General features: G+C 71.0%; 20 protein-coding genes and 1 riboswitch. Of the genes, 13 read left to right on the top strand and 7 right to left on the bottom strand.

Annotated features, from left to right (window positions below; translation table 11 throughout):
* Positions 1-24: 24 nt before the first annotated feature.
* Positions 25-327 (top strand): GroES family chaperonin, encoded by a 303-nt coding sequence (locus ACSNOG_RS03825; RefSeq protein WP_058046871.1) that lies wholly within the window; start codon positions 25-27, stop codon positions 325-327.
* Between the two features lie 12 nt (positions 328-339).
* Positions 340-404: riboswitch (guanidine-III (ykkC-III) riboswitch) on the top strand.
* A 31-nt stretch (positions 405-435) separates the two neighbouring features.
* Positions 436-756, top strand: a complete 321-nt coding sequence (locus ACSNOG_RS03820) for a DMT family transporter (RefSeq protein ID WP_436751076.1) — start codon at positions 436-438, stop codon at positions 754-756.
* Between the two features lie 9 nt (positions 757-765).
* Here ACSNOG_RS03820 and ACSNOG_RS03815 read toward each other — a convergent pair whose 3' ends face one another.
* Positions 766-3138, bottom strand: a complete 2373-nt coding sequence (locus tag ACSNOG_RS03815) for a transglycosylase domain-containing protein (RefSeq protein WP_436751075.1) — start codon at positions 3136-3138, stop codon at positions 766-768.
* Between the two features lie 344 nt (positions 3139-3482).
* Here ACSNOG_RS03815 and ACSNOG_RS03810 point away from each other — a divergent pair, with 344 nt between their 5' ends.
* The gene (locus ACSNOG_RS03810; protein WP_436751074.1) at positions 3483-4181 is read left to right on the top strand and encodes a DUF1707 SHOCT-like domain-containing protein; all 699 of its coding nucleotides are present in this window, start codon (positions 3483-3485) and stop codon (positions 4179-4181) included.
* A 17-nt stretch (positions 4182-4198) separates the two neighbouring features.
* On the opposite strand, the gene ACSNOG_RS03805 is transcribed toward ACSNOG_RS03810, so the two are convergent.
* On the bottom strand, positions 4199-5524 hold the full coding sequence (locus ACSNOG_RS03805; RefSeq protein ID WP_436751073.1) for an SGNH/GDSL hydrolase family protein: 1326 nt from the start codon (positions 5522-5524) through the stop codon (positions 4199-4201).
* Positions 5525-5881: 357 nt separating this feature from the next.
* Here ACSNOG_RS03805 and ACSNOG_RS03800 point away from each other — a divergent pair, with 357 nt between their 5' ends.
* The 6 genes from ACSNOG_RS03800 to ACSNOG_RS03775 all read left to right on the top strand — a co-directional run bounded on the left by ACSNOG_RS03800 (position 5882) and on the right by ACSNOG_RS03775 (position 11660).
* Positions 5882-7162, top strand: coding sequence for a DUF445 domain-containing protein (locus ACSNOG_RS03800; protein WP_436751072.1), 1281 nt, complete (start codon positions 5882-5884; stop codon positions 7160-7162).
* Positions 7163-7210: 48 nt separating this feature from the next.
* Positions 7211-7408 carry a DUF3311 domain-containing protein gene (locus ACSNOG_RS03795; RefSeq protein WP_436751071.1) on the top strand — a complete coding sequence of 66 codons (198 nt, stop codon included), beginning with the start codon at positions 7211-7213 and terminating at the stop codon, positions 7406-7408.
* A gap of 41 nt (positions 7409-7449) precedes the next feature.
* The gene (locus ACSNOG_RS03790) at positions 7450-8934 is read left to right on the top strand and encodes a sodium:solute symporter family protein (RefSeq protein ID WP_436751104.1); all 1485 of its coding nucleotides are present in this window, start codon (positions 7450-7452) and stop codon (positions 8932-8934) included.
* Between the two features lie 286 nt (positions 8935-9220).
* On the top strand, positions 9221-10327 hold the full coding sequence (locus ACSNOG_RS03785) for an amidase domain-containing protein (protein WP_436751070.1): 1107 nt from the start codon (positions 9221-9223) through the stop codon (positions 10325-10327).
* Between the two features lie 120 nt (positions 10328-10447).
* On the top strand, positions 10448-11305 hold the full coding sequence (locus tag ACSNOG_RS03780; protein WP_436751069.1) for a fumarylacetoacetate hydrolase family protein: 858 nt from the start codon (positions 10448-10450) through the stop codon (positions 11303-11305).
* A 97-nt stretch (positions 11306-11402) separates the two neighbouring features.
* The gene (locus ACSNOG_RS03775; RefSeq protein ID WP_436751068.1) at positions 11403-11660 is read left to right on the top strand and encodes a hypothetical protein; all 258 of its coding nucleotides are present in this window, start codon (positions 11403-11405) and stop codon (positions 11658-11660) included.
* On the opposite strand, the gene ACSNOG_RS03770 is transcribed toward ACSNOG_RS03775, so the two are convergent.
* Both ACSNOG_RS03770 and ACSNOG_RS03765 read right to left on the bottom strand, forming a co-directional pair.
* Positions 11645-11899, bottom strand: a complete 255-nt coding sequence (locus ACSNOG_RS03770) for a DUF397 domain-containing protein (RefSeq protein ID WP_436751067.1) — start codon at positions 11897-11899, stop codon at positions 11645-11647. The genes ACSNOG_RS03775 and ACSNOG_RS03770 overlap by 16 nt on opposite strands.
* Positions 11880-12746: a helix-turn-helix domain-containing protein gene (locus ACSNOG_RS03765; RefSeq protein ID WP_436751066.1), complete on the bottom strand. Its 867-nt coding sequence runs from the start codon at positions 12744-12746 to the stop codon at positions 11880-11882. Before ACSNOG_RS03765 ends, ACSNOG_RS03770 begins: the two co-directional genes overlap by 20 nt.
* A gap of 469 nt (positions 12747-13215) precedes the next feature.
* Here ACSNOG_RS03765 and ACSNOG_RS03760 point away from each other — a divergent pair, with 469 nt between their 5' ends.
* The 4 genes from ACSNOG_RS03760 (at position 13216) to ACSNOG_RS03745 (ending at position 16083) form a co-directional block, all read left to right on the top strand.
* A complete protein-coding gene (locus ACSNOG_RS03760) occupies positions 13216-13455 on the top strand; it encodes a DUF6255 family natural product biosynthesis protein (protein ID WP_436751065.1) in 240 nt (79 codons plus the stop codon).
* A 64-nt stretch (positions 13456-13519) separates the two neighbouring features.
* Complete coding sequence (locus ACSNOG_RS03755) at positions 13520-14458, top strand: phosphotransferase (protein ID WP_436751064.1); 939 nt, start codon at positions 13520-13522, stop codon at positions 14456-14458.
* 100 nt (positions 14459-14558) lie between these two features.
* The gene (locus ACSNOG_RS03750; RefSeq protein ID WP_436751063.1) at positions 14559-14942 is read left to right on the top strand and encodes a hypothetical protein; all 384 of its coding nucleotides are present in this window, start codon (positions 14559-14561) and stop codon (positions 14940-14942) included.
* 85 nt (positions 14943-15027) lie between these two features.
* Positions 15028-16083 carry a hypothetical protein gene (locus ACSNOG_RS03745; RefSeq protein WP_436751062.1) on the top strand — a complete coding sequence of 352 codons (1056 nt, stop codon included), beginning with the start codon at positions 15028-15030 and terminating at the stop codon, positions 16081-16083.
* Positions 16084-16116: 33 nt separating this feature from the next.
* Here ACSNOG_RS03745 and ACSNOG_RS03740 read toward each other — a convergent pair whose 3' ends face one another.
* From ACSNOG_RS03740 to ACSNOG_RS03730, 3 genes are all read right to left on the bottom strand, one after another.
* Positions 16117-17103 carry an aminoglycoside phosphotransferase family protein gene (locus ACSNOG_RS03740; protein WP_436751061.1) on the bottom strand — a complete coding sequence of 329 codons (987 nt, stop codon included), beginning with the start codon at positions 17101-17103 and terminating at the stop codon, positions 16117-16119.
* A 240-nt stretch (positions 17104-17343) separates the two neighbouring features.
* Entirely contained in the window at positions 17344-17592 is a 249-nt protein-coding gene (locus tag ACSNOG_RS03735) for a hypothetical protein (RefSeq protein WP_436751060.1), read from the bottom strand.
* Positions 17589-17906: a hypothetical protein gene (locus ACSNOG_RS03730; RefSeq protein ID WP_436751059.1), complete on the bottom strand. Its 318-nt coding sequence runs from the start codon at positions 17904-17906 to the stop codon at positions 17589-17591. Before ACSNOG_RS03730 ends, ACSNOG_RS03735 begins: the two co-directional genes overlap by 4 nt.

The following is a 17906-nucleotide window of genomic DNA, read 5'->3' as shown; positions in this document are numbered from 1 at the left end:
ACCCACGACAAGCTGCCCATCCGGATGCTGCACGACCGTGTGCTGGTCCGGACCGATATCCCGGAAGGCGAGCGCCGGTCCTCCGGCGGCATCGTCATTCCCGCGACGGCGGCGGTGGGCCGCCGGCTGGCCTGGGCCGAGGTCGTGGCGGTCGGGCAGAGCGTGCGCACGGTGGAGCCGGGCGACCGGGTGCTGTACGACCCGGAGGACCGGGCCGAGGTGGAGGTCCGGGGGGTCGCGTACGTGCTGATGCGCGAGCGTGATCTGCACGCCGTGGCCGCGGAGCGGCTGGAGGGCTCGGAGGACTCCACGGGGCTTTACCTCTGACCTGTCCCTTTGAGTTTGCTACCGTCGGAGAAACCCGACGAGACGCGCCGTACCGGGTCAGGACAAGACGACGCACCCCTGGAAGCTCTCGTCCACGGAGGTGCCGTCATGGCATGGGTCCTGCTCGCCGTCGCCGGTCTGCTCGAGGTCGGCTGGTCGATCGGCATGAAGTTCACCGAAGGGTTCACCCGGCTGTGGCCGAGCGTGTTCACCATCGCGGGTATCGCTGCCAGCATGCTGCTGCTGTCGCAGGCGGCGAAGACCCTCCCCATCGGTACGGCCTACGGCGTCTGGGTCGGTATCGGCGCGGCCGGTGCGGCGGTCCTGGGCATGCTGGTCCTGGGCGAGCCGGCCACGGCCGCGCGGATCTTCTTCATCTGCCTGCTGCTGGTGGCCGTCGTGGGTCTGAAGGCGACCTCGGGCCACTAGACGGCGCTCTCAGTAGTCGCCCAGCAGGTCCCGGTCCAGGCCCGGGACGCCCTTCGGCTCGTTCGGGATGAAGGTGGGGATGCCCGGCAGGGACGGCGGTGACGGCGGCCCCGTCGGGAAGCCCGTCGGCGGCCCGGTCGGCGGCAGCGGCGGGAAGGACGGCGGCTCCGGCAGCGTCGGCGGGGCCGGCTCCGTGGGCGGCGCGGAGGTCTCCGGCGGCGCCGAGGTGACCGGCGGCTCCAGGGTCGGGATGCGGGCGCCGCTCTCCAGCTCCAGGTCGAAGTCCTTGGCCGGGCTGCCCGCGAGGGCGGCGGCGGTGTAGGAGGCCCAGATGTCGGCGGGGAAGCCGCCGCCGTTGATGCGGGCCTGCCCCGCGGCCCCGTAGAGCGACTTGTGCTCGCCGGTGTCGGAGTCCTGGCCCATCACGGCGACGACGGTCGCCAGGTCGGGGGTGTAGCCGGCGAACCAGGCGGCCTTGTCGTCCTCGGCGGTGCCGGTCTTGCCCGCTGCGGGCCGCCCCGCGGCCTGCGCGCCCCGGCCGGTGCCGTTGTCGACGACGCTCTCCAGGATCGAGGTCGTGGTGTCGGCGGCCGTGCGCGTCACGGCCTGCTTGACGTCCGTGGAGGGCAGCGGGACGATCTCGGCGCCCTTGGAGACCTTGTCGACCATGGTGAACGCGCCGTGCCGCCCGTGGTTGGCGAGCGTCGCGTACGCCTGGGTCATGTCGAGGACGCTGGCGTTGGCGACGCCGAGCGCGATGGAGGGGGTGGCCGTCAGGTCGGGGGTGTTCTCGGGGATGCCGAGGGCGACGGCGGTGTCCTTGACCTTGGCCGGGCCGACGTCCTGGGCCATCTGGGCGTAGACGGCGTTGACGGACAGGTCGGTGGCCTTGGTGACGGTGATCCGCCCGTAGGAGATGTCGTCCTCGTTGGCGGGGGCGTAGCCGACGGGCCCGTCCGGCCCCTGCACGGGGCGCTTGTTGGTCCCGTCGTAGAGCGTGTACGGGGTGATGGTGCGCCCGTCCTGCGTGGACGCGTCGTTGGCGACCGCCGAGGTGAAGACGAACGGCTTGAAGGTCGAGCCGACCTGGAAGTCGCGGCGGGTGGCGTTGTTGACGAACTGCTTGGTGTAGTCGATGCCGCCGTAGAGGGCGACGACCCGGCCCGTGCGCGGGTCGATGGAGGCGCCGCCGGCCCGTACGTACCGGTCGACCGTGCGGTTGTCGCTGAGCTCGTCCATCAGCTGTTTCTGCACCGCGTTGACGAAGGCCGTTTGCTTCTTCTTCTCGACGGTGGTGGTGATGCGGTAGCCGCCGCGGGCGAGCGTCTGCTCGTCGACGATCTTGTTGCTGGTGAGGTAGTCCTTGACGGCCTCCACGAGATAGCCGCGCTGGCCGGACATGCCGAGGCGCGCCCGCGCCTTGCCGGGCGCGGGGAACTTCATGGCGTTGCGCTCGTCCTGGGTGAGCCACTTCTTCTTGACCATGCCGTCGAGGACGTAGTTCCAGCGGGCGGTGGCGCGCGCCTGGTTCTCGGGGTGGGCGCCGACGTCGTAGAGGCTGGGGGCGTTGAGGAGCGTGGCGAGGTAGGCGCCCTCGGCGGTGTTCAGCTTGTCGGAGTCCTTGCCGTAGTACGCCTGGGAGGCGGCCTGGATGCCGTAGGCGTTGCGGCCGAAGTAGCTGGTGTTCAAATAGCCTTCGAGGATGTCGTCCTTGCTCTCCTCGCGGTCCAGCTTGATGGCGATGAAGAATTCCTTCACCTTGCGGGTGATGGTCTGCTCCTGGCCCAGGTAGTAGTTCTTCACGTACTGCTGGGTGATGGTGGAGCCGGACTGCTTGCCCTTGCCGGTGACGGTGTTCCAGGCGGCGCGCAGCATCGCCTCGGGGTTCACGGCGGACTCGGAGTAGAAGTCGCGGTCCTCGGCGGCGAGCACGGCGTGCTGCACGGTGCGGGGCACCTTGCTGAGCGGCACGCTCTCGCGGTTGACCTCGCCGTCGCGCGCCAGCTGGCTGCCGTCGGCGTAGAGGAAGACGTTGCTCTCGGCGACGGCGGCCTGGTTGGCGGCGGGGATCTGCACGAGCATGTAGCCGGCGATGAGGCCGCCCGCGACGAGGAGGACGACGAGCAGGAAGCCGCCCAGCACCATCCGCCAGGTGGGCAGGAGGCGCCGCCAGCCGGTGCGGCGGGGGCGGTTGCCGTTTCCGTTCGCGCCGCCGCCGTTGCCGCCCCTGCCGCCGTCGCCGCCGGGGCGGTCCGGCCGCCCCGGCGTCCCGGCCCGGCCGCCGTGCCCGCCGCGTCCCGGGCCGCCGGTCTCCCTGGGCGCCCAGCCCGCCGGTGCGCCACGGCCGCCCCCGGCGGCCCGCTGTGCGTGCTCGTCGCTCATGTCTGTAGGGACTCCTCGGCCGCCGCCGTTGGTTCGGTCACGGCGGCGCGGTCTCGTGGCGGGCGGTCCGCTGTGCTTCGTACACGTCGTACATCCCGTCGAACACTGTCGCATCATGCGTTCCGCGCCATGGCACGTTCCGCACACCGGGCGGACCCGGCTCGGCCGTCCGGGCCAGGCGCCGGCCACTCCGGGGGGTGAAATCCGGGGCCGACGCTGCCGAGGTTCAACGACCGGATGCGGTACGAGATGCGCCCCGACGGGGCCGTTGCGGTGAATGTCCCCTCTCGCGCACCTCTCGCGCACAGCCCCGAATCGATTCTTCCGCTCGCTACGCTGTTCGTATGATGAGCGAACTCCCTGACATGAGGGCCTCCGACGCGGAGCGGGAGCGCGTCGCCGAGGCCCTGCGCGAGGCCGTCGCCGAGGGCCGGCTGACCATGGAGGAGTTCGAGGAACGGCTGGATGCGGCCTACAAGGCGCGCACCCACGGCGATCTGGAGCCGCTCGTCCGCGACCTGCCGGCCCCCGCTGCCGCCGCCGTCTCCCTCACCAAGCCCGCGGGCGCGGCGCCCGCGTCCGCGGCGCAGGACTGGGCGGGGCGCATCGGCGGCCCCGCCGGCGGCACCGTGGCCATCGGCATCATGGGCGGCTTCCAGCGCCGGGGCGCCTGGACCGTGCCCCGCCGCTTCACCGCCTTCACCTTCTGGGGCGGCGGCGAGATCGACCTGCGCGAGGCGCGCTTCGAGGACCGCGAGATCGTCATCCGCTGCATCGCCGTCATGGGCGGCATGCAGGTCGTCGTGCCGCCGGACCTCGACGTGCACGTCGGCGGCATCGGCATCATGGGCGGCTTCGACGACAAGGCCTCGGGCCCGGGCACCCCGGGCTCACCGCGCGTCCGCGTCACCGGCTTCGCCTTCTGGGGCGGGGTCGGGGTGGACCGCAAGGTCACGCGCGAGGAGCGGCGCAGGCTCCGCGAGGAGCGGCGCGAGCGGCGGCGGCTGGACCGCGAGGAGCGGCGCAGGCCGCCGCTCGAGTAGGGCGCCGGTCGCTTGGGTCACAGGGCGGCGGCGGCCTGCCCCTTGAGCGTCTCCAGGTCGATCGTGCGCGCCATCGCCTCGTACCCCGCGTCGCTCGGGTGCAGGTGGTCCCCCGAGTCGTACGCCGGGAGGAGCTGCTCCGGGTTCTGCGGGTCCCGCAGCGTGCGGTCGAAGTCCACGACCGCGTCGAAGACGCCGCCCGCGCGGATGATCTGGTTGACGCCCTGGCGCGTGATCTCCTGGCGGTCCACCGCGCCCTTGTGCCCGCCGAACGGCATCAGCGTCGAGCCGACCACCCGCAGGCCGCGCGCGTGCGCCCGCTGCACCATCGCCCGCAGCCCGTTGACGATCTGCTGCGGGTCCTCCACCTGCGGCTTGCGCAGGATGTCGTTGATACCGAGCGCCATGACGACGACGCGCGCACCCGTACGGCCCAGCACGTCGCGGTCGAAGCGGGAGAGGCCGCTGGGGTTGTTCGGCATCGGCGAGGCCGAGTTGCTCAGCAGTATGCGGTTGCCGCTGATGCCCTCGTTGAGCACGCCGTAGCGCGGGGCGCCCGGCTCCGTGCGCAGCCGGGCGGCCAGGTAGTCCGGCCAGCGGCGGTTGGCGCCGACGGTGGAGGTCACGCCGTCGGTGATGGAGTCGCCGAGGGCGACGACCGCGCCGTGCGCCTCCTGGGTCCACACGTCCACGGCCGTCAGGTAGCGCCAGTACGGCGTCTTCGTGGTGTACGGAGTGCCGAGGGGATCCTCGGTGTGGTCGCCGCGGGCGATGAAGGAGATCTGCCGGGCGTGCGGGTGGTACGTGACCGGGCCCGACGGGGTCGGCGAGTACGTCGTGACGAGCAGGTCGGACGCGGCCGGGACAGCCATCCGGACCGGGTCGCTGAGCAGGGAGCCGCCGGCCGGGACGGTGGCCGTGGGCTGCCCGCCGAAGGTCAGGCGCTGCATGCTGCCCGGGGCGGCCGCGGGCGAGCCGGGGGCCGCGGCCACGCCGAGCGAGGCGTGGGTGACGGCCAGGGGCAGGGTCCCGTAGAGGTTGGAGAGCTGGATGCGGGCGCCGGTGCCGCCGATGCTGGTGTGGACCACGTTGCGGATCGACATGCCCGCGAAGCCCTTGGCGGTGTTCGGTTCGGCGGCGGCCGGCGAGGTGGCCCAGGAGCCCACCCACTCCCCGGAGGCGGCGGGCGCGGCGGAGCCGTGGTTCTCGTGCCGGCTGGTGACAGCCTGTCCGTCATGACCGCCGACCCCGAGGAATATCGCGGTCGAGACGATGATCACCACGGCCGCCAGCGCGGCGAGGACGGCGTAGGCCGTGCCGCGGGGCAGGGGTGGCCTGTTCATTGCGGGTGTCTCCTGGAAGAGGCGGAGCGGCAGCTCCGGGTGCGGAAGCGGAACCGGGGACGAGAACAGCGACTGATCAGCAACAGCGCCCTCGCGGTCCGATCGCCGTTCCATGATCCCACGGTGGCCTCGGGGGTCGCCCGTCGGCCGGAGGGATCACGCAACGTGTCACATGCGACTTGTCAGACGCGGGGAACTCCCGGTCCGTTCCAGGAGTAGGCCGGGTAAGGACAATGCACAGGAAGTCGGCTGGAACGGCTGGAACGGGTGGTGTGGGTGAAAGGGTCGCCGAGTGGGGTGCCGGGTGGCTCGCCGGGCGAGGAGAGCGGTGCCGCACGTGGTACCGCTGAACGGGTGATGCCCGCTCCGCTGGGCAGTCTCACCTACAGCGCGGCCGACGAGGAAAAAAGGCGCGGAGTGCGCCGGATGAAGGCCCTCGCGACGGGGCTCCTGCTCGCGGTCGCACTGGTGTACGGGCTGGCGAAGTGGTCCCAGTCGGCGGGCGCGGGGGCCTGGGCCGGCTACGTGGCCGCCGCCGCCGAGGCCGGCATGGTCGGCGCCCTCGCCGACTGGTTCGCCGTGACCGCGCTCTTCCGGCGCCCCATGGGCCTGCCCATCCCGCACACCGCGATCATCCCCACCAAGAAGGACCAGCTCGGACAGAGCCTCGGCGACTTCGTCGGCGAGAACTTCCTCTCCGGCGAGGTCGTGCGGGTCCGGCTGCGGGCCGTCGGCATCGCCACCCGCCTCGGCGCCTGGCTCTCCCGCCCCGAGCACGCCGACCGCGTCACCGCCGAACTGGCCACCGCCGTGCGCGGTGCGCTCACCGTGCTGCGCGACTCCGACGTGCAGGCCGTCGTCGGCGAGGCCATCACCCGCCGCGCCGACGCCGCCGAGATCGCACCCGGCATCGGCGCGATGCTGCAGAAGGTCGTCGCGGACGGCGGGCACCGGCGCGTCGTGGACCTCGTGTGCGTCCGCGCGCACGACTGGCTCGTCACCCACGGCGACTCCGTGATGGGGGCCGTCACCGGGGGCGCGCCCGGGTGGACGCCGCGGTTCGTCGACCGCAAGGTCGGCGAGCGCGTGTACAAGGAGCTCTTGCGGTTCGCCGCCGAGATGCGGGACATGCCCGAACATCCGGCGCGGGGCGCCGTCGACCGCTTCCTCGCGGACTTCGCGCGCGACCTGCAGTCCGACACGGACACGCGGGCGCGGGTCGAGCGGCTGAAGTCCGACCTGCTGGGGCGGGAGGAAGTGCAGGACGTCATCGCGTCGGTGTGGGCGTCCGTCCGCGCCATGATCGTCGCGGCGGCGGAGGACGAGCGCAGCGAGCTGCGGATGCGGGTGCGTGCGGGGATCCTGTCGCTGGGGACGCGGATGGCGGGGGACGACCGGCTGCGGGAGAAGGTCGACGGGTGGCTGGAGGACGCGGCGGTGTACGTCGTGACGACGTACCGCGACGAGATCACGGCGCTGATCACGGACACGGTGGCGGGGTGGGACGCGGAGCACACGTCGCGGAAGATCGAGGCCCACATCGGGCGTGACCTGCAGTTCATCCGGATCAACGGCACGGTGGTGGGGGCACTGGCGGGCCTGTGCATCTACGGGGTGACGCGGGGGCTGGGAGGCTAGGCCCGGCGCCTCGCGCCGGACCTTTCCCGGCCCGGTTAGGGTCACCCCGTGTTGAAACGTCCCACCTTGCTGTGGTTGCTCGCCCCCTATGTCCTCTTCCTCGGTACGTTGCCGCTCGTCGATCGGGTGCGGCCGACCGTCATGGGCCTTCCCTTTCTCTTCTTCTGGCTGCTTGCCGCCACCCTGCTGACCCCCGTCGCCGTTTTCCTCGCCTGGCGGGGCGACCGCAAGCGAGGGCGCGTGTGAGCGGCGACGCGGCGGTCGCGACGACCGTCTTCGGCGTCTTCATGGTGTTCACCGTGGCCCTCGGCCTCCTCGCCGTGCGCGGGCACGGCCGGACCAGCGGGCTCGCCGAGTGGTCCGTCGGCGGGCGCAGTCTGGGCACGGTCTTCATCTGGGTGCTGATGGCCGGTGAGGGCTACACGAGTTTCAGCTATCTCGGCGCCGCCGGGTGGGGGTACAACCACGGGGCGCCCGTCCTCTACGTCATCGCCTACATGTCCTGCGGGTACGCCGTGGGTTACGTGGTCGGCCCGACGCTCTGGTCGTACGCCCGCCGGCACGGCCTCGTCACCATCACCGACATGGTCGCCCACCGCTACGGGCGGCCCTGGCTCGGCACGGTCGTCGCGGTCCTGGCGACCGTGTGCCTGCTGCCGTACATCCAGCTGCAGATCACGGGGATGGGTGTGGTCGTCTCCACCATCTCCTACGGCGCCATCAGCCTGAACTGGGCGTACTTCATCGCCTTCGCCGTGACGACCGGGTTTGTGGTCGTCAGCGGGCTGCGGGGGAGCGCCTGGGTGTCGGTGCTCAAGGACGTGCTGGTCATCGCCACGCTCGGTTTCCTCGCGCTGTACGTCCCGAACCACTACTTCGACGGCTACGGGCCCTTCCTGGACCGGCTCGTCGCGGAGAAGCCCGACTGGCTGACGCTGACCGGGCACGGCGGCAGCGGCCTGGACGCGACCTGGTTCGCGACCACGAGCTTCCTCAACTCGCTGACGGTCGTCATCTTCCCGACCACCGTCGCGGGCTACCTCGGCGCGCGGAGCGCCGACGCGCTGCGTCGCAACGCGATGCTGCTGCCGTTCTACAACGTGCTGCTGTTCGTGCCGATGCTGCTGGGGATGGCGGCGCTCTTCGTCGTGCCGGGGCTGACGGGCGCGGGGTCGAACCTCGCCATGTTCAAGCTCGTGGTCGACTCGCTGCCGGCGTGGGCGGTCGGGGTGACCGGCGTCGCCGCGGCCCTCTCCTCCATCGTTCCCATGGCCGTCTTCATGCTGGTCATCGGCACGATGTGGGGGAAGAGCGTGCTGGGGACGGTGCCGGCGCTGGCCGGGCGGCCGCGGCGGCAGCGGGCCGCGGCCCAGGTGGTCGTGGTGGTGTCGGGGGCGCTGGCGCTCGTTCTGACGTATCTGACGCCCAATACGCTCGTGCGGCTCTCCCTCATCTCGTACGAGGGGATGGCGCAGCTGGTTCCGATGATCCTGGTGGGGCTGGTGTGGCGGCGGCTGACGCTGTGGGGCGCGGTGAGCGGACTCGTGGCGGGCGGGACGCTCGTGTGCGCCCTCGTCTTCACCGAGCACGACCCGTTGTGGGGCGTGAACGCCGGAGCGCTCGCGCTGGGCGTGAACTCGGTGGTGGCGCTGGCCGTTTCCCGGTTCGGGCCGCGGCCGGTCGACGACCGTCCGGACGCGGAGGTGCTGGCGAGCGATCCGGGGCCCGAGGCGTCACGGCCGGCGCGGCCGGAGGGGTCGGTTCCGGCATAAGGGGCGAATGCGTCGATTGCTTGGCTCGCTACGGTACTTGCCGTAAGCAAAAGCGAATGGGGAACGCGGCCTGACGAAATGTATCCGGACCGGCGAGCCCGACTCGCCGGTCTGGACCATTTATGACCGTACGTGTTCGGAAGATGCCGCTGATCCATGGAATGATCCCCTGTACCACCGGTAATCCGAGGTTTGTGCGAAGATTCCGTCCCCGGTCCGATCGGACCGGGCGACAAGGGGAAACATCGTGCACATAACGAGATTCAGAGCCGCTGTTGGGGCGGCTGTGACGGTGGCCGCCACGGCCGCTCTCCTGCCCACGTCGGCCGCGTTCGCGGCCGGCAAGCCGGACTCCCGCCCGGCGGACAGTGCGACCGTCGAGGCCTTCGGCCGAATAGCCGACGCCGTCCTGAACGACCGCACCTCGGTCCTCCTGGACTCCCGCTCCGCCGACCGCAAGGCGACCAAGCTCGACGGCAAGGTCCGTCTCTCCTCCGGCCTTTCGAAGGCCGAGGACACCGGGCTCTCCTCGCTGAAGATGCGGAAGACCTGGCTCGCCGCCCTCGGCGAGGCCTACACCGGCGCCGAGACCAAGACCTCGGTCGACAAGACGACCGTCAAGGGCAACCGCGCCACGGTCCGGGTCACCGAGACCACGGTGCTCACGTACAAGAAGATCCGCGGTGACGAGCCCTCGACCACCGGCTTCACCGCCCACCACGAGCTGAACTTCTCCCTCGGGGCGAACGGCAAGTGGGAGCTGACGGGCATCCGCCCGCAGGACGACGGCCCCGGCGCCATCAACGAGCCCCGCACGGCGGTGGCCGCGACCGGCAGCATCGACCTCAACGGCAGCCCGGCCTCGACCCGGTACCCCGGCAGCCGGAACGCCAAGCCGAAGACGCTGACCACCAAGGGCGGCCTCGACTACAAGGCCATGGCCGCCTACGCCGAGAAGTACTGGCGCAGCTACAACCCCGCCTACCGCAGCTACAACAGCGTCGGCGGCGACTGCACCAACTTCATCAGCCAGGCCCTCAAGGCCGGCGGCTGGAAGGACATGCCGGGGTCGGACACCTCCGACTACCGCAAGTGGTGGTACAACAAGTCGAGCCAGTCCGACTCCTGGGTCGGCGCCAACGAGTGGGCGTGGCACACGCTGTCCACCAAGCGGGCGACCAACCTGCCGAACGTCTACCAGATGGACGTCGGCGACATCCTGCAGATGGACTTCGATGGTGACGGGTCCAAGGACCACTCCATGATGACCACCTACCGCAGCCGGATGGGCGTCCCGTACCTGACGTACCACTCGACGAACACCTACCGGAAGTCGGTCGCGAGCATCATCGCGTCCTACCCCGGGGCGATCTACTACGCCTACCGCACCTGATGCGGCGCGGGCCGCTCCCCGCCCGGCCGCCGGCCGCAGGGGGGGCGCGGCCCGCACTTCACTGTTCGCAGTCCGAAAGGGCCCTTGCGGAGAACCCCTCCGCTCTTGGACGATCAAGCGATGAAACTGCTGCGTGTGGGGCCCGCGGGGGCGGAACGCCCGGCGCTGCTGGATGAGGACGGCACCCTTCGCGACCTGTCGGCGCTGGTGCCCGACGTCGACGGCGCGCTGCTCGCCGACGCGCCCGCGCTGTCGCGCATCCGGGCCGCGGTCGGCGCCCGCATCCTCCCCGCCCTCGACCCCGACGGCCTGCGCTGCGGCCCGCCGCTCGCCCGCATCGGCAAGATCGTCGGCGTGGGCCTGAACTACCGCCGCCTCGCCGCCGAGACCCGCTCGGTCGTCCCCGCCGAACCCGTCCTCTTCCTCAAGGCCGCGGACACCGTCACCGGCCCCGACGACCCGGTCCTCCTCCCGCCCGGCAGCGAGAAGACCGACTGGGAAGTAGAACTCGCCGCCGTCATCCGCCGCCGCGTGCGCCGCCTGGAGACCGACGAGGAAGCCCTGGCGGCCGTCGGCGGGTACCTCCTCGCGCACGACGTCTCCGAACGCGAGTTCCAGTTCGACCGCGGCGGCGCGTGGGTCAAGGGCAAGAACTTCGAAACGTTCACCCCGCTGGGCCCCTGGCTCGTCACCCCCGACGACCTCCCCGACCCGCAAGCCGTCCGCCTGCGCCTGTGGGTCAACGGCGATCTCAAACAGGACGACTCGACCGCCGACCAGATCTTCCCGGTGGGCGAGGTCATCCGGTACGTCAGCCGCTTCATGACCCTCTACCCGGGCGACGTCATCCTGACCGGCACCCCCGCGGGCGTCGCCGTGAGCCGCCCGGACCCCAAGCCGTACCTTCGGGCGGGGGACGTGGTGGAGCTGGAGGGCGCGGGGCTGGGGCGGCAGCGGCAGGAGCTCAAGGACGCGTAGTCCCGTGCCGGGTGGCATCGGCGTGTACGGCGCGGTTTTGCCCCTAACGTGCGGCATATTTTCCGATATGCGCAGAACGCGGAGAACAAAGCCTGCGGTGGTCGCTGCGCTCGCCGTGGTGGCGGGCGCGGTGCTGGTGTGCGCCGCGTTCACCTTCCCGGCGCCGGGGGTGACACCGCCGCCGCCGCCCGCGCCCCCGGCGCGCCACGTCGCGCCCGACGGCCGCGCCCTGGCCGGCGACGGCCGCCCTGCGGGCCTCGACACGCTCCCGCTGGGCGCGGGGATGGTCGCCGTGGGCGCGGGCCTGGGCCTCTGCGGCCTGGTCTGCCACCGGCCCCGTCAGCGGACCGGTTGAAAAGTGCCCTCGCCGCGACCGCGGCGTATGGAGTGCACGAAGGTCACCCACGCGTGCGGTGACAGGGTGAACGCCCCGCGGGGGCGGTCTTTGCTGTCGCCTATGGCGACCAATTCGTCGGGGGTCGGCTGCATCTCGATGCAGTTGGGGTTGTTCTGGTCGCTGTAGGAGGATTTCCGCCACCCTTGCGGGGGAAGGTTGTGGCGTATCACCGGTGCCTCACTCCTGTTCCAGCTCATTGGCGATTGTTGCGATCAGTTGCATGGATTCCTGTGCTGACAACGCTGCGTTCCGGAGGTTGGCAAACGCCGTGCGATACGTTGCGACACGGTCATCCTCCTCCAGGAACAGCTCCGCGTCGAGGGTTGAGACCTGGACGACCTCGAAGTCCATAGGGTCTGGATATGTGTACAGGTTGAACGACCCTGCGGTACACGTGAACGTGTGCTCCGCGAAGGGGACGATCTGGATCGTCACCTGCGGTAATGCGCTCGCGGCCAGGAGGCGTCGGAGTTGCCCGGCCATCACGCTCGGGCCGCCTAGGCGCTGCCGGATTACGCCTTCCGTCATGATGCACACATACTGTGGAGGAGCCTTGCGTTCGAGGAGCTGCTGACGCTTCATCCGGAAGTCGATGTAGAACGCGAGTTCCTCGTCGGTCAGTGGCTCGGGAGATCCGCTCATGACCACCCTGGCGTAGTCCCGGGTCTGTAGGAGCCCAGGAACAACCTGCGTCTGGCAGACGGAAATCTTCGCGGCATCGGCCTCGACGGACAGGGTTTCCTTGAATCCGCTGGGCAGCATCTCGCTGTACTGGCGCCACCAGTTCCTCTTGCGTCCCTCGGAGGCCAGGGCGAAGAACCACTCCCGTTCTTTCGTGCTCTCCACGGTATAGAGATTCAGCAGCTTTTCCAGTTCGAGCGGCGCAATTCGGCGTTGCCCGGTCTCAAGGCGACTGATTCTGGTGATGTCTCCCAGGATCTCCTCCCCGGCGCGCGTGGCCGTGACTCCTGCCGCCTCCCGGGCCTCCTTGGGCGCTGTTCCTAGCTTGCGCCGCCTGGCCGTGCGCTGTGCTTGCTGTCCCAATCTCGTCTCCTAACCCGCAATTTGCAGGTCTGCGGCTTGCAGCTCTGCCATTTGTAGATTGAAATCGCCCTGGAAATAGGGGCATTGTGAGGGTGGCGTCCGAACGCGGAAAGGAGCGTTGAAGGATGACGTACAGGAACGGGGCGTTCGTGGTGGACACCCGGGATGGCCGGATCGTACAAGTCATCGGTGGTACGGGTGGGCGAGTTCACGTACGTGCACCCGGAGGGGGTACGGAATGGGAAGTACCGTTCGCGGCGCTGCGGTTGGCGACGAGTATGGAGCGCGCCGAGGTGCGCAGGAGTTCGACGCCGCCCGCGCGTACGACGATCGCCGACTGCCCGGAATGCCCGGCGCTAAAGGCGGCGTGGTGGGCGGCGACGATCGAGGGGGACCCGTTCAAGGCGGGGGACGCCCTGGTCGCAGTACGGCGGCACTGGAGGTCGCATATGCCGGAAGGGGCGCGCGCATGAGGATCCGCTGTCACCACAGCGAGGGCTGGGACCACCCCGCCCCCGGCGAGTCGCGCTGCAGGACGTGCGGGGTGACCCGCTTCACGGAGTACGGCGCGGTGCGGCCGCCGGGGCTGGCGAGCGCGCTCACCCCGAAGCCGAGGGACGCCCGCCGGGCGGACATCGCCGCGGCGACGCGGATCGCGAACACGCCGCCGCGGAGGCAGTGGTGGCACCTGCCCGCGGTCGCGGCCTGAACCGGACGCGGGCGACGGGAGAAACTCCGTTGCCCGCCCGCGGCCGGAGGCCTACCGTCCCGGCATGCTGCCTGCGGTGCAAACGGATGAGGAGTGGGACGCGGTCGTCCCCGACGAGACGGTGATGCGCCCCGGGGCGCAGGATCTGTGCGCCCGCCTCGGGCTGGCGGGCGCGCCGCTGACCCGCTTTGCGGAGGGTTCGCAGCCGGTCTACGCGGTGGGGGACGAGCACGTGCTCAAGCTGTTCCCCGGGGCGGCGGCCCGGGACGGTGTGGTCGAGGGCCGGGTCCTCTCGTACCTCCGGGGCCGGCTGCCGGTGCCGACGCCGCAGGTGCGGGACTTCGGGCCGTACGAGAACGGCTGGCAGTACGTCCTGATGTCCCGGTTGCCGGGCGAGAACCTGGCCCGTGCCTGGGACCGCGTACCGCAGGCCGACCGGGAACGGCTCGTCGCCGAGACGGGCGAGGCGCTCGCCGAGCTGCACGCTCTCGATCCTGAGCCGCTTCGGGACGTCCTCGGCCCCGGGGACTGGGGCGCCTTCCTGGACCGGCAGACGGCCGGTGCCGTGGAACGGCAGCGGACGCGCGGACTGCCGGAGGCCTGGCTGGAGCAGATCCCGGACTTCCTCGCGTCGGTTGCTTTGCCGCGTGCCCCGCGGGGATCGTTGCTGCACACCGAGGTGATGCGGGAACACCTCCTCGTCGCCCCGGACGGGGCCGGGTGGCGCCTGAGCGGTCTCTTCGACTTCGAACCGGCGATGCTCGGCGACCGCGCGTACGACTTCGTGGCCGTCGGCCTGTTCGTCACCCGGGGTGACCCGCGGCTGATGGCGCGGCTCGCGAGGTCGTACGGCCGTACCTTCGAACCGTCCGTGCTGATGGCGTACACGCTGCTGCACGTGTACAGCAACCTCCCCTGGTACATGCGCGAGCTGGGCGCCCCCGCCGAAGGAACCCTGACGGAGCTTGCGGAGACGTGGTTCGGAACGGCGGCGGCGGACTGACGCGCCTGCCGTCGGCCGCCGGCCGGCCGGAGCGGGTGTGGGAAAACCAAGATCAAATGTGGGGCAGAATCTCTCTGTTCAACTTTGTTTCAGGAGATTCATGCACAAGCGTCTGCCCCTGCTCGCTCTCTGTCTTACGGTCGCCGCTCTCGGTATCTCGGCGTGCGGCCCGTCCGGTGACAGTGACTCGGGCACCCCGGCGACATCCGCATCCACATCCACATCCGCCTCGGAGGAAAAGCGCGGTCTGGACGGCCCGTCGGCCAAGCTCTACGTGGAGACGATCCGCAAGCAACACCCTGACCTGAGTCACATCGAGGACGACGTGCTCGTCACCCACGGTAACGCGGGCTGCAAGGCCCGCGGGCAGGACTTCGTCGACCAGGTCAAGAAGACCAAGGAGGAACTGGAGATCTCCGGGCCGCAGGCTTCGGCGATCCTCGGGACCGCACACGGCTTCTGCGGCAGGAACGCGTTCAGATAACCGATCCGGACCGCCCGGGGGCTCCCGGGCGGTCCGGCCCGCACCGGTACGGCCGTTGTCAGAGCCTGCTGGCAGCATCGCCGCTATGAACAGCACCCGTACCACCCCGCCGCGGCCGGTCGACGTCGCCGCGGTCTTTCCCCAACTGGCGCCGCTGGCACGCACGGCCACCCGGTTGCACCCCCGGCCCGGGGAGCCGACGCTGCACGACAGTTCGGTCGGCGGGCCGTTGCTGTGGCCGGCCGGCGAGCCGTGGCCGCACTGCGAGGGGCCGCACACGAGCGGGGCCTACTCGCTGGAGGTGGTGCGGCTGGAGCGGCGCGTCCGGGCGCGCAAGGCGATGAACCCCGAGGATCCGTACGCCGGCTCGTACACGCCGGAGGAGAGGGAGGTCCTCGAGCGGGTGCAGCAGACCGACGTCGACGACGAGTGGGCCGACGGCCCGGTCGCCATGCTGCCCGTGGCCCAGCTGTACGTGCGGGACATCCCCGCGCTGCGCCCGCCCGGGGGGTCCGAAGCCGATCTGCTCCAGGTGCTGTGGTGCCCCCTCGACCACACCGAGGACGTCTACATGCCCAGGACCGCGGTGTTCTGGCGGTCCGCGGCCGACGTCACCGACATCCTCGTCTCGCCTCCGGAACCGCCCTTGGTGGAGTTCGAGGAGTACGTGCCCGTGCCGTGCGTGCTCGCGCCGGAGGAGGTCACCGAATACCCCAACTCCTTGGAGTTGAGCAAGGAACTGCGCGAGCAGCTGGGGGACTGGAGCAGGTGGCAGGGAGCCGACGGCGTGGACAGCTCCTACGCTCCCTACCCCGAGTCCTTCTACCACGGCGCGCTGTCCGTCGCCCCCGGCTGGAAGGCCGGCGGCTGGGCCCAGTGGGGCTACACCGACCCCATGCCCCGGCTCTGCCGGGCCTGCGGCACCGAGATGGATCCGCTGCTGACCATCGCCACGGTGGAATGGAACGGGGACGACGACAAATGGATCCCGTACGAAGTCCGGGACGCCGCCGCTTCCAGCGGTGACCGCCGCCGCGACGCGCTGCAGCCGACCGGGATCCAGATCGCCGACTGCCACAAGCAGCAGCTCTACGTATGCCCGGTGTCGCCGGAGCATCCGCACATGGAGCTGATGCAGTAGCCGGCCGGGCCGCGACCGGCCGTACGCGGCGTCCTAGGCGTCCGTCGCCGGCAGGCTCAGCGGTGCGCGGGCGCGCCACTGGCCGACGGCCGGTTCCAGCATCGTGGCCAGGTCCGGCTTGAGGGACGCGAAGGCCAGCGCGCCGACGATCTGCAGGAACCGTGCGCCTTCCATGACGTCCAGCAGGGCGCGGTCGACGCGCGTGCCGCTCGCGCGCTCGTACGCCTCGATGCCGCGCGGGCCGACGAGGGTGAGGTCCCACTCGACGGGGCCGCGGGTGGTGTCCTCGAAGTCGCTGAAGAGGTGGCCGCCGGCGGTGCGCAGGAGGTTGTACGCGGGGGAGTCGCCGTGGAGGGTCTGCAGGCGGGCGCCGGGGAAGTGGGCGGGCAGATCCTGGACGAGGGTTTCCAGGACGGCGTACTCCGCGCGGGCCCGGTCGAGTTCGGCGGGGGTGAGCAGCGGGTGCGGGTTCTCGGCGAGCGCGGCCAGGGTCCGGCCGACGGCGGGCACGACGGGCGCGAGGACGGGCAGCTCGTCGCCGCCGGGGTATTCGGCGAGGAGCGCGTGCAGCTCCGCCGCCCAGCCCGTCTGCTCGACGAAGCGATGCTCCAGGACGGCCGGGTCGGTCACGGCGGACAGCGGGTCCGTCTCGGTGACGAACTCCCAGAACGTCAGCGACTGGCCGTCGATCTCCACGGGCTCGCGGGGGACGAGCGGGCTCGGCCCGACGACGGGCGCGCCCCGGTCCGCCAGCCAGCCCGCCACGGCGAGTTCGCGCCGCTGCTGGGCGGCCTGCTCCCCGACGGGCGCGATGCCCGGGGACGGGACGCGGACGACGACGGGGTGCGGCGCCAGATGGACCAGCACGTTGAACACGTGGTGCAGCACGCGCGGCTCACCCGGCTCCAGCCCGAGGCCGCGGCCCGCCCGGACGGCCAGCCCGAGCGCCCGCTCGGCACGTTCCTCGGCGGTGAGGGCGGGGGAGGGGGCGGGGGTCTCAGCAGGAGGTACAGGAGGCATATGGGCGATCCTGCCCCGCGCAAAAGGGCGCTGTCGAAGGGGTTTTACCGTTTCACGGGATCAGGCCCTGCGCCCGGCCGGGCCGCTCCTCGTATGCCGCCGTCCCGCAGGGGGCGGACCGACGGAGTAGACGGCGAGCTTCACGAGCGGCATGCCCGGGACGGTGACCGCTGTCCGGTGCAGCTCTCGACAGCCGGTGCAGCTCGACAGTGCATCTCTGTTCGGGCCCTGTCCGGGCCGCTATTCCGTAGTGCCGCGGCAGAGGCCCTCGACGCGGAACCACAGGCCCGGGGCGTAGGCCGCATGGATGACGGCTTCCTCTCCTCTCGTGACCCGGAGGATTCTCAGGACCCCGCTGGGGAGGACGTCGTATTGGTAAGTGATCTCGGCCTTGTCCTCGACGGTGTCGTCGTACGAGATATCCGCCCTACGCTCGTTCGCGTACTCCTGTGGCGGCCGGTTCTCCACCAGCTTGATGAAGACGCTCATGGGCCAACCGTACGGTCCTTTCGTGAGCTTCGCCCTCCGGGACGAGGGTCGGCAGCCGAAGCCCGGCTGGTCGCCAGCCAGGATCGCGCCGGTTCGGCGGGATGCGTGGTGTCCACGGTGAGGTGGAGCCGGGTACCGCCTTCGCGGCCGGCCGGATAGCTGCGCTGCTCGGTGGAGTCGAAGCAGTGCCGGAGGACTTCCGCGACGCGGCGGGCGGTCTCGGGGGACGCGGCGACGACGCGAATGTCGGCGCACCCCGCCGGGGGCACCGGATCCGCTGGTGCGGGGGTGGGCGCGGTGTGTGCGGACGTCAT

It is taken from the genome of Streptomyces sp. URMC 124 (genome assembly GCF_051386455.1).
GTDB lineage: Bacteria > Actinomycetota > Actinomycetes > Streptomycetales > Streptomycetaceae > Streptomyces.
The sequence above is the reverse complement of the archived record's forward strand: the minus strand, read 5'-3'. Positions and strand labels throughout refer to the sequence as shown.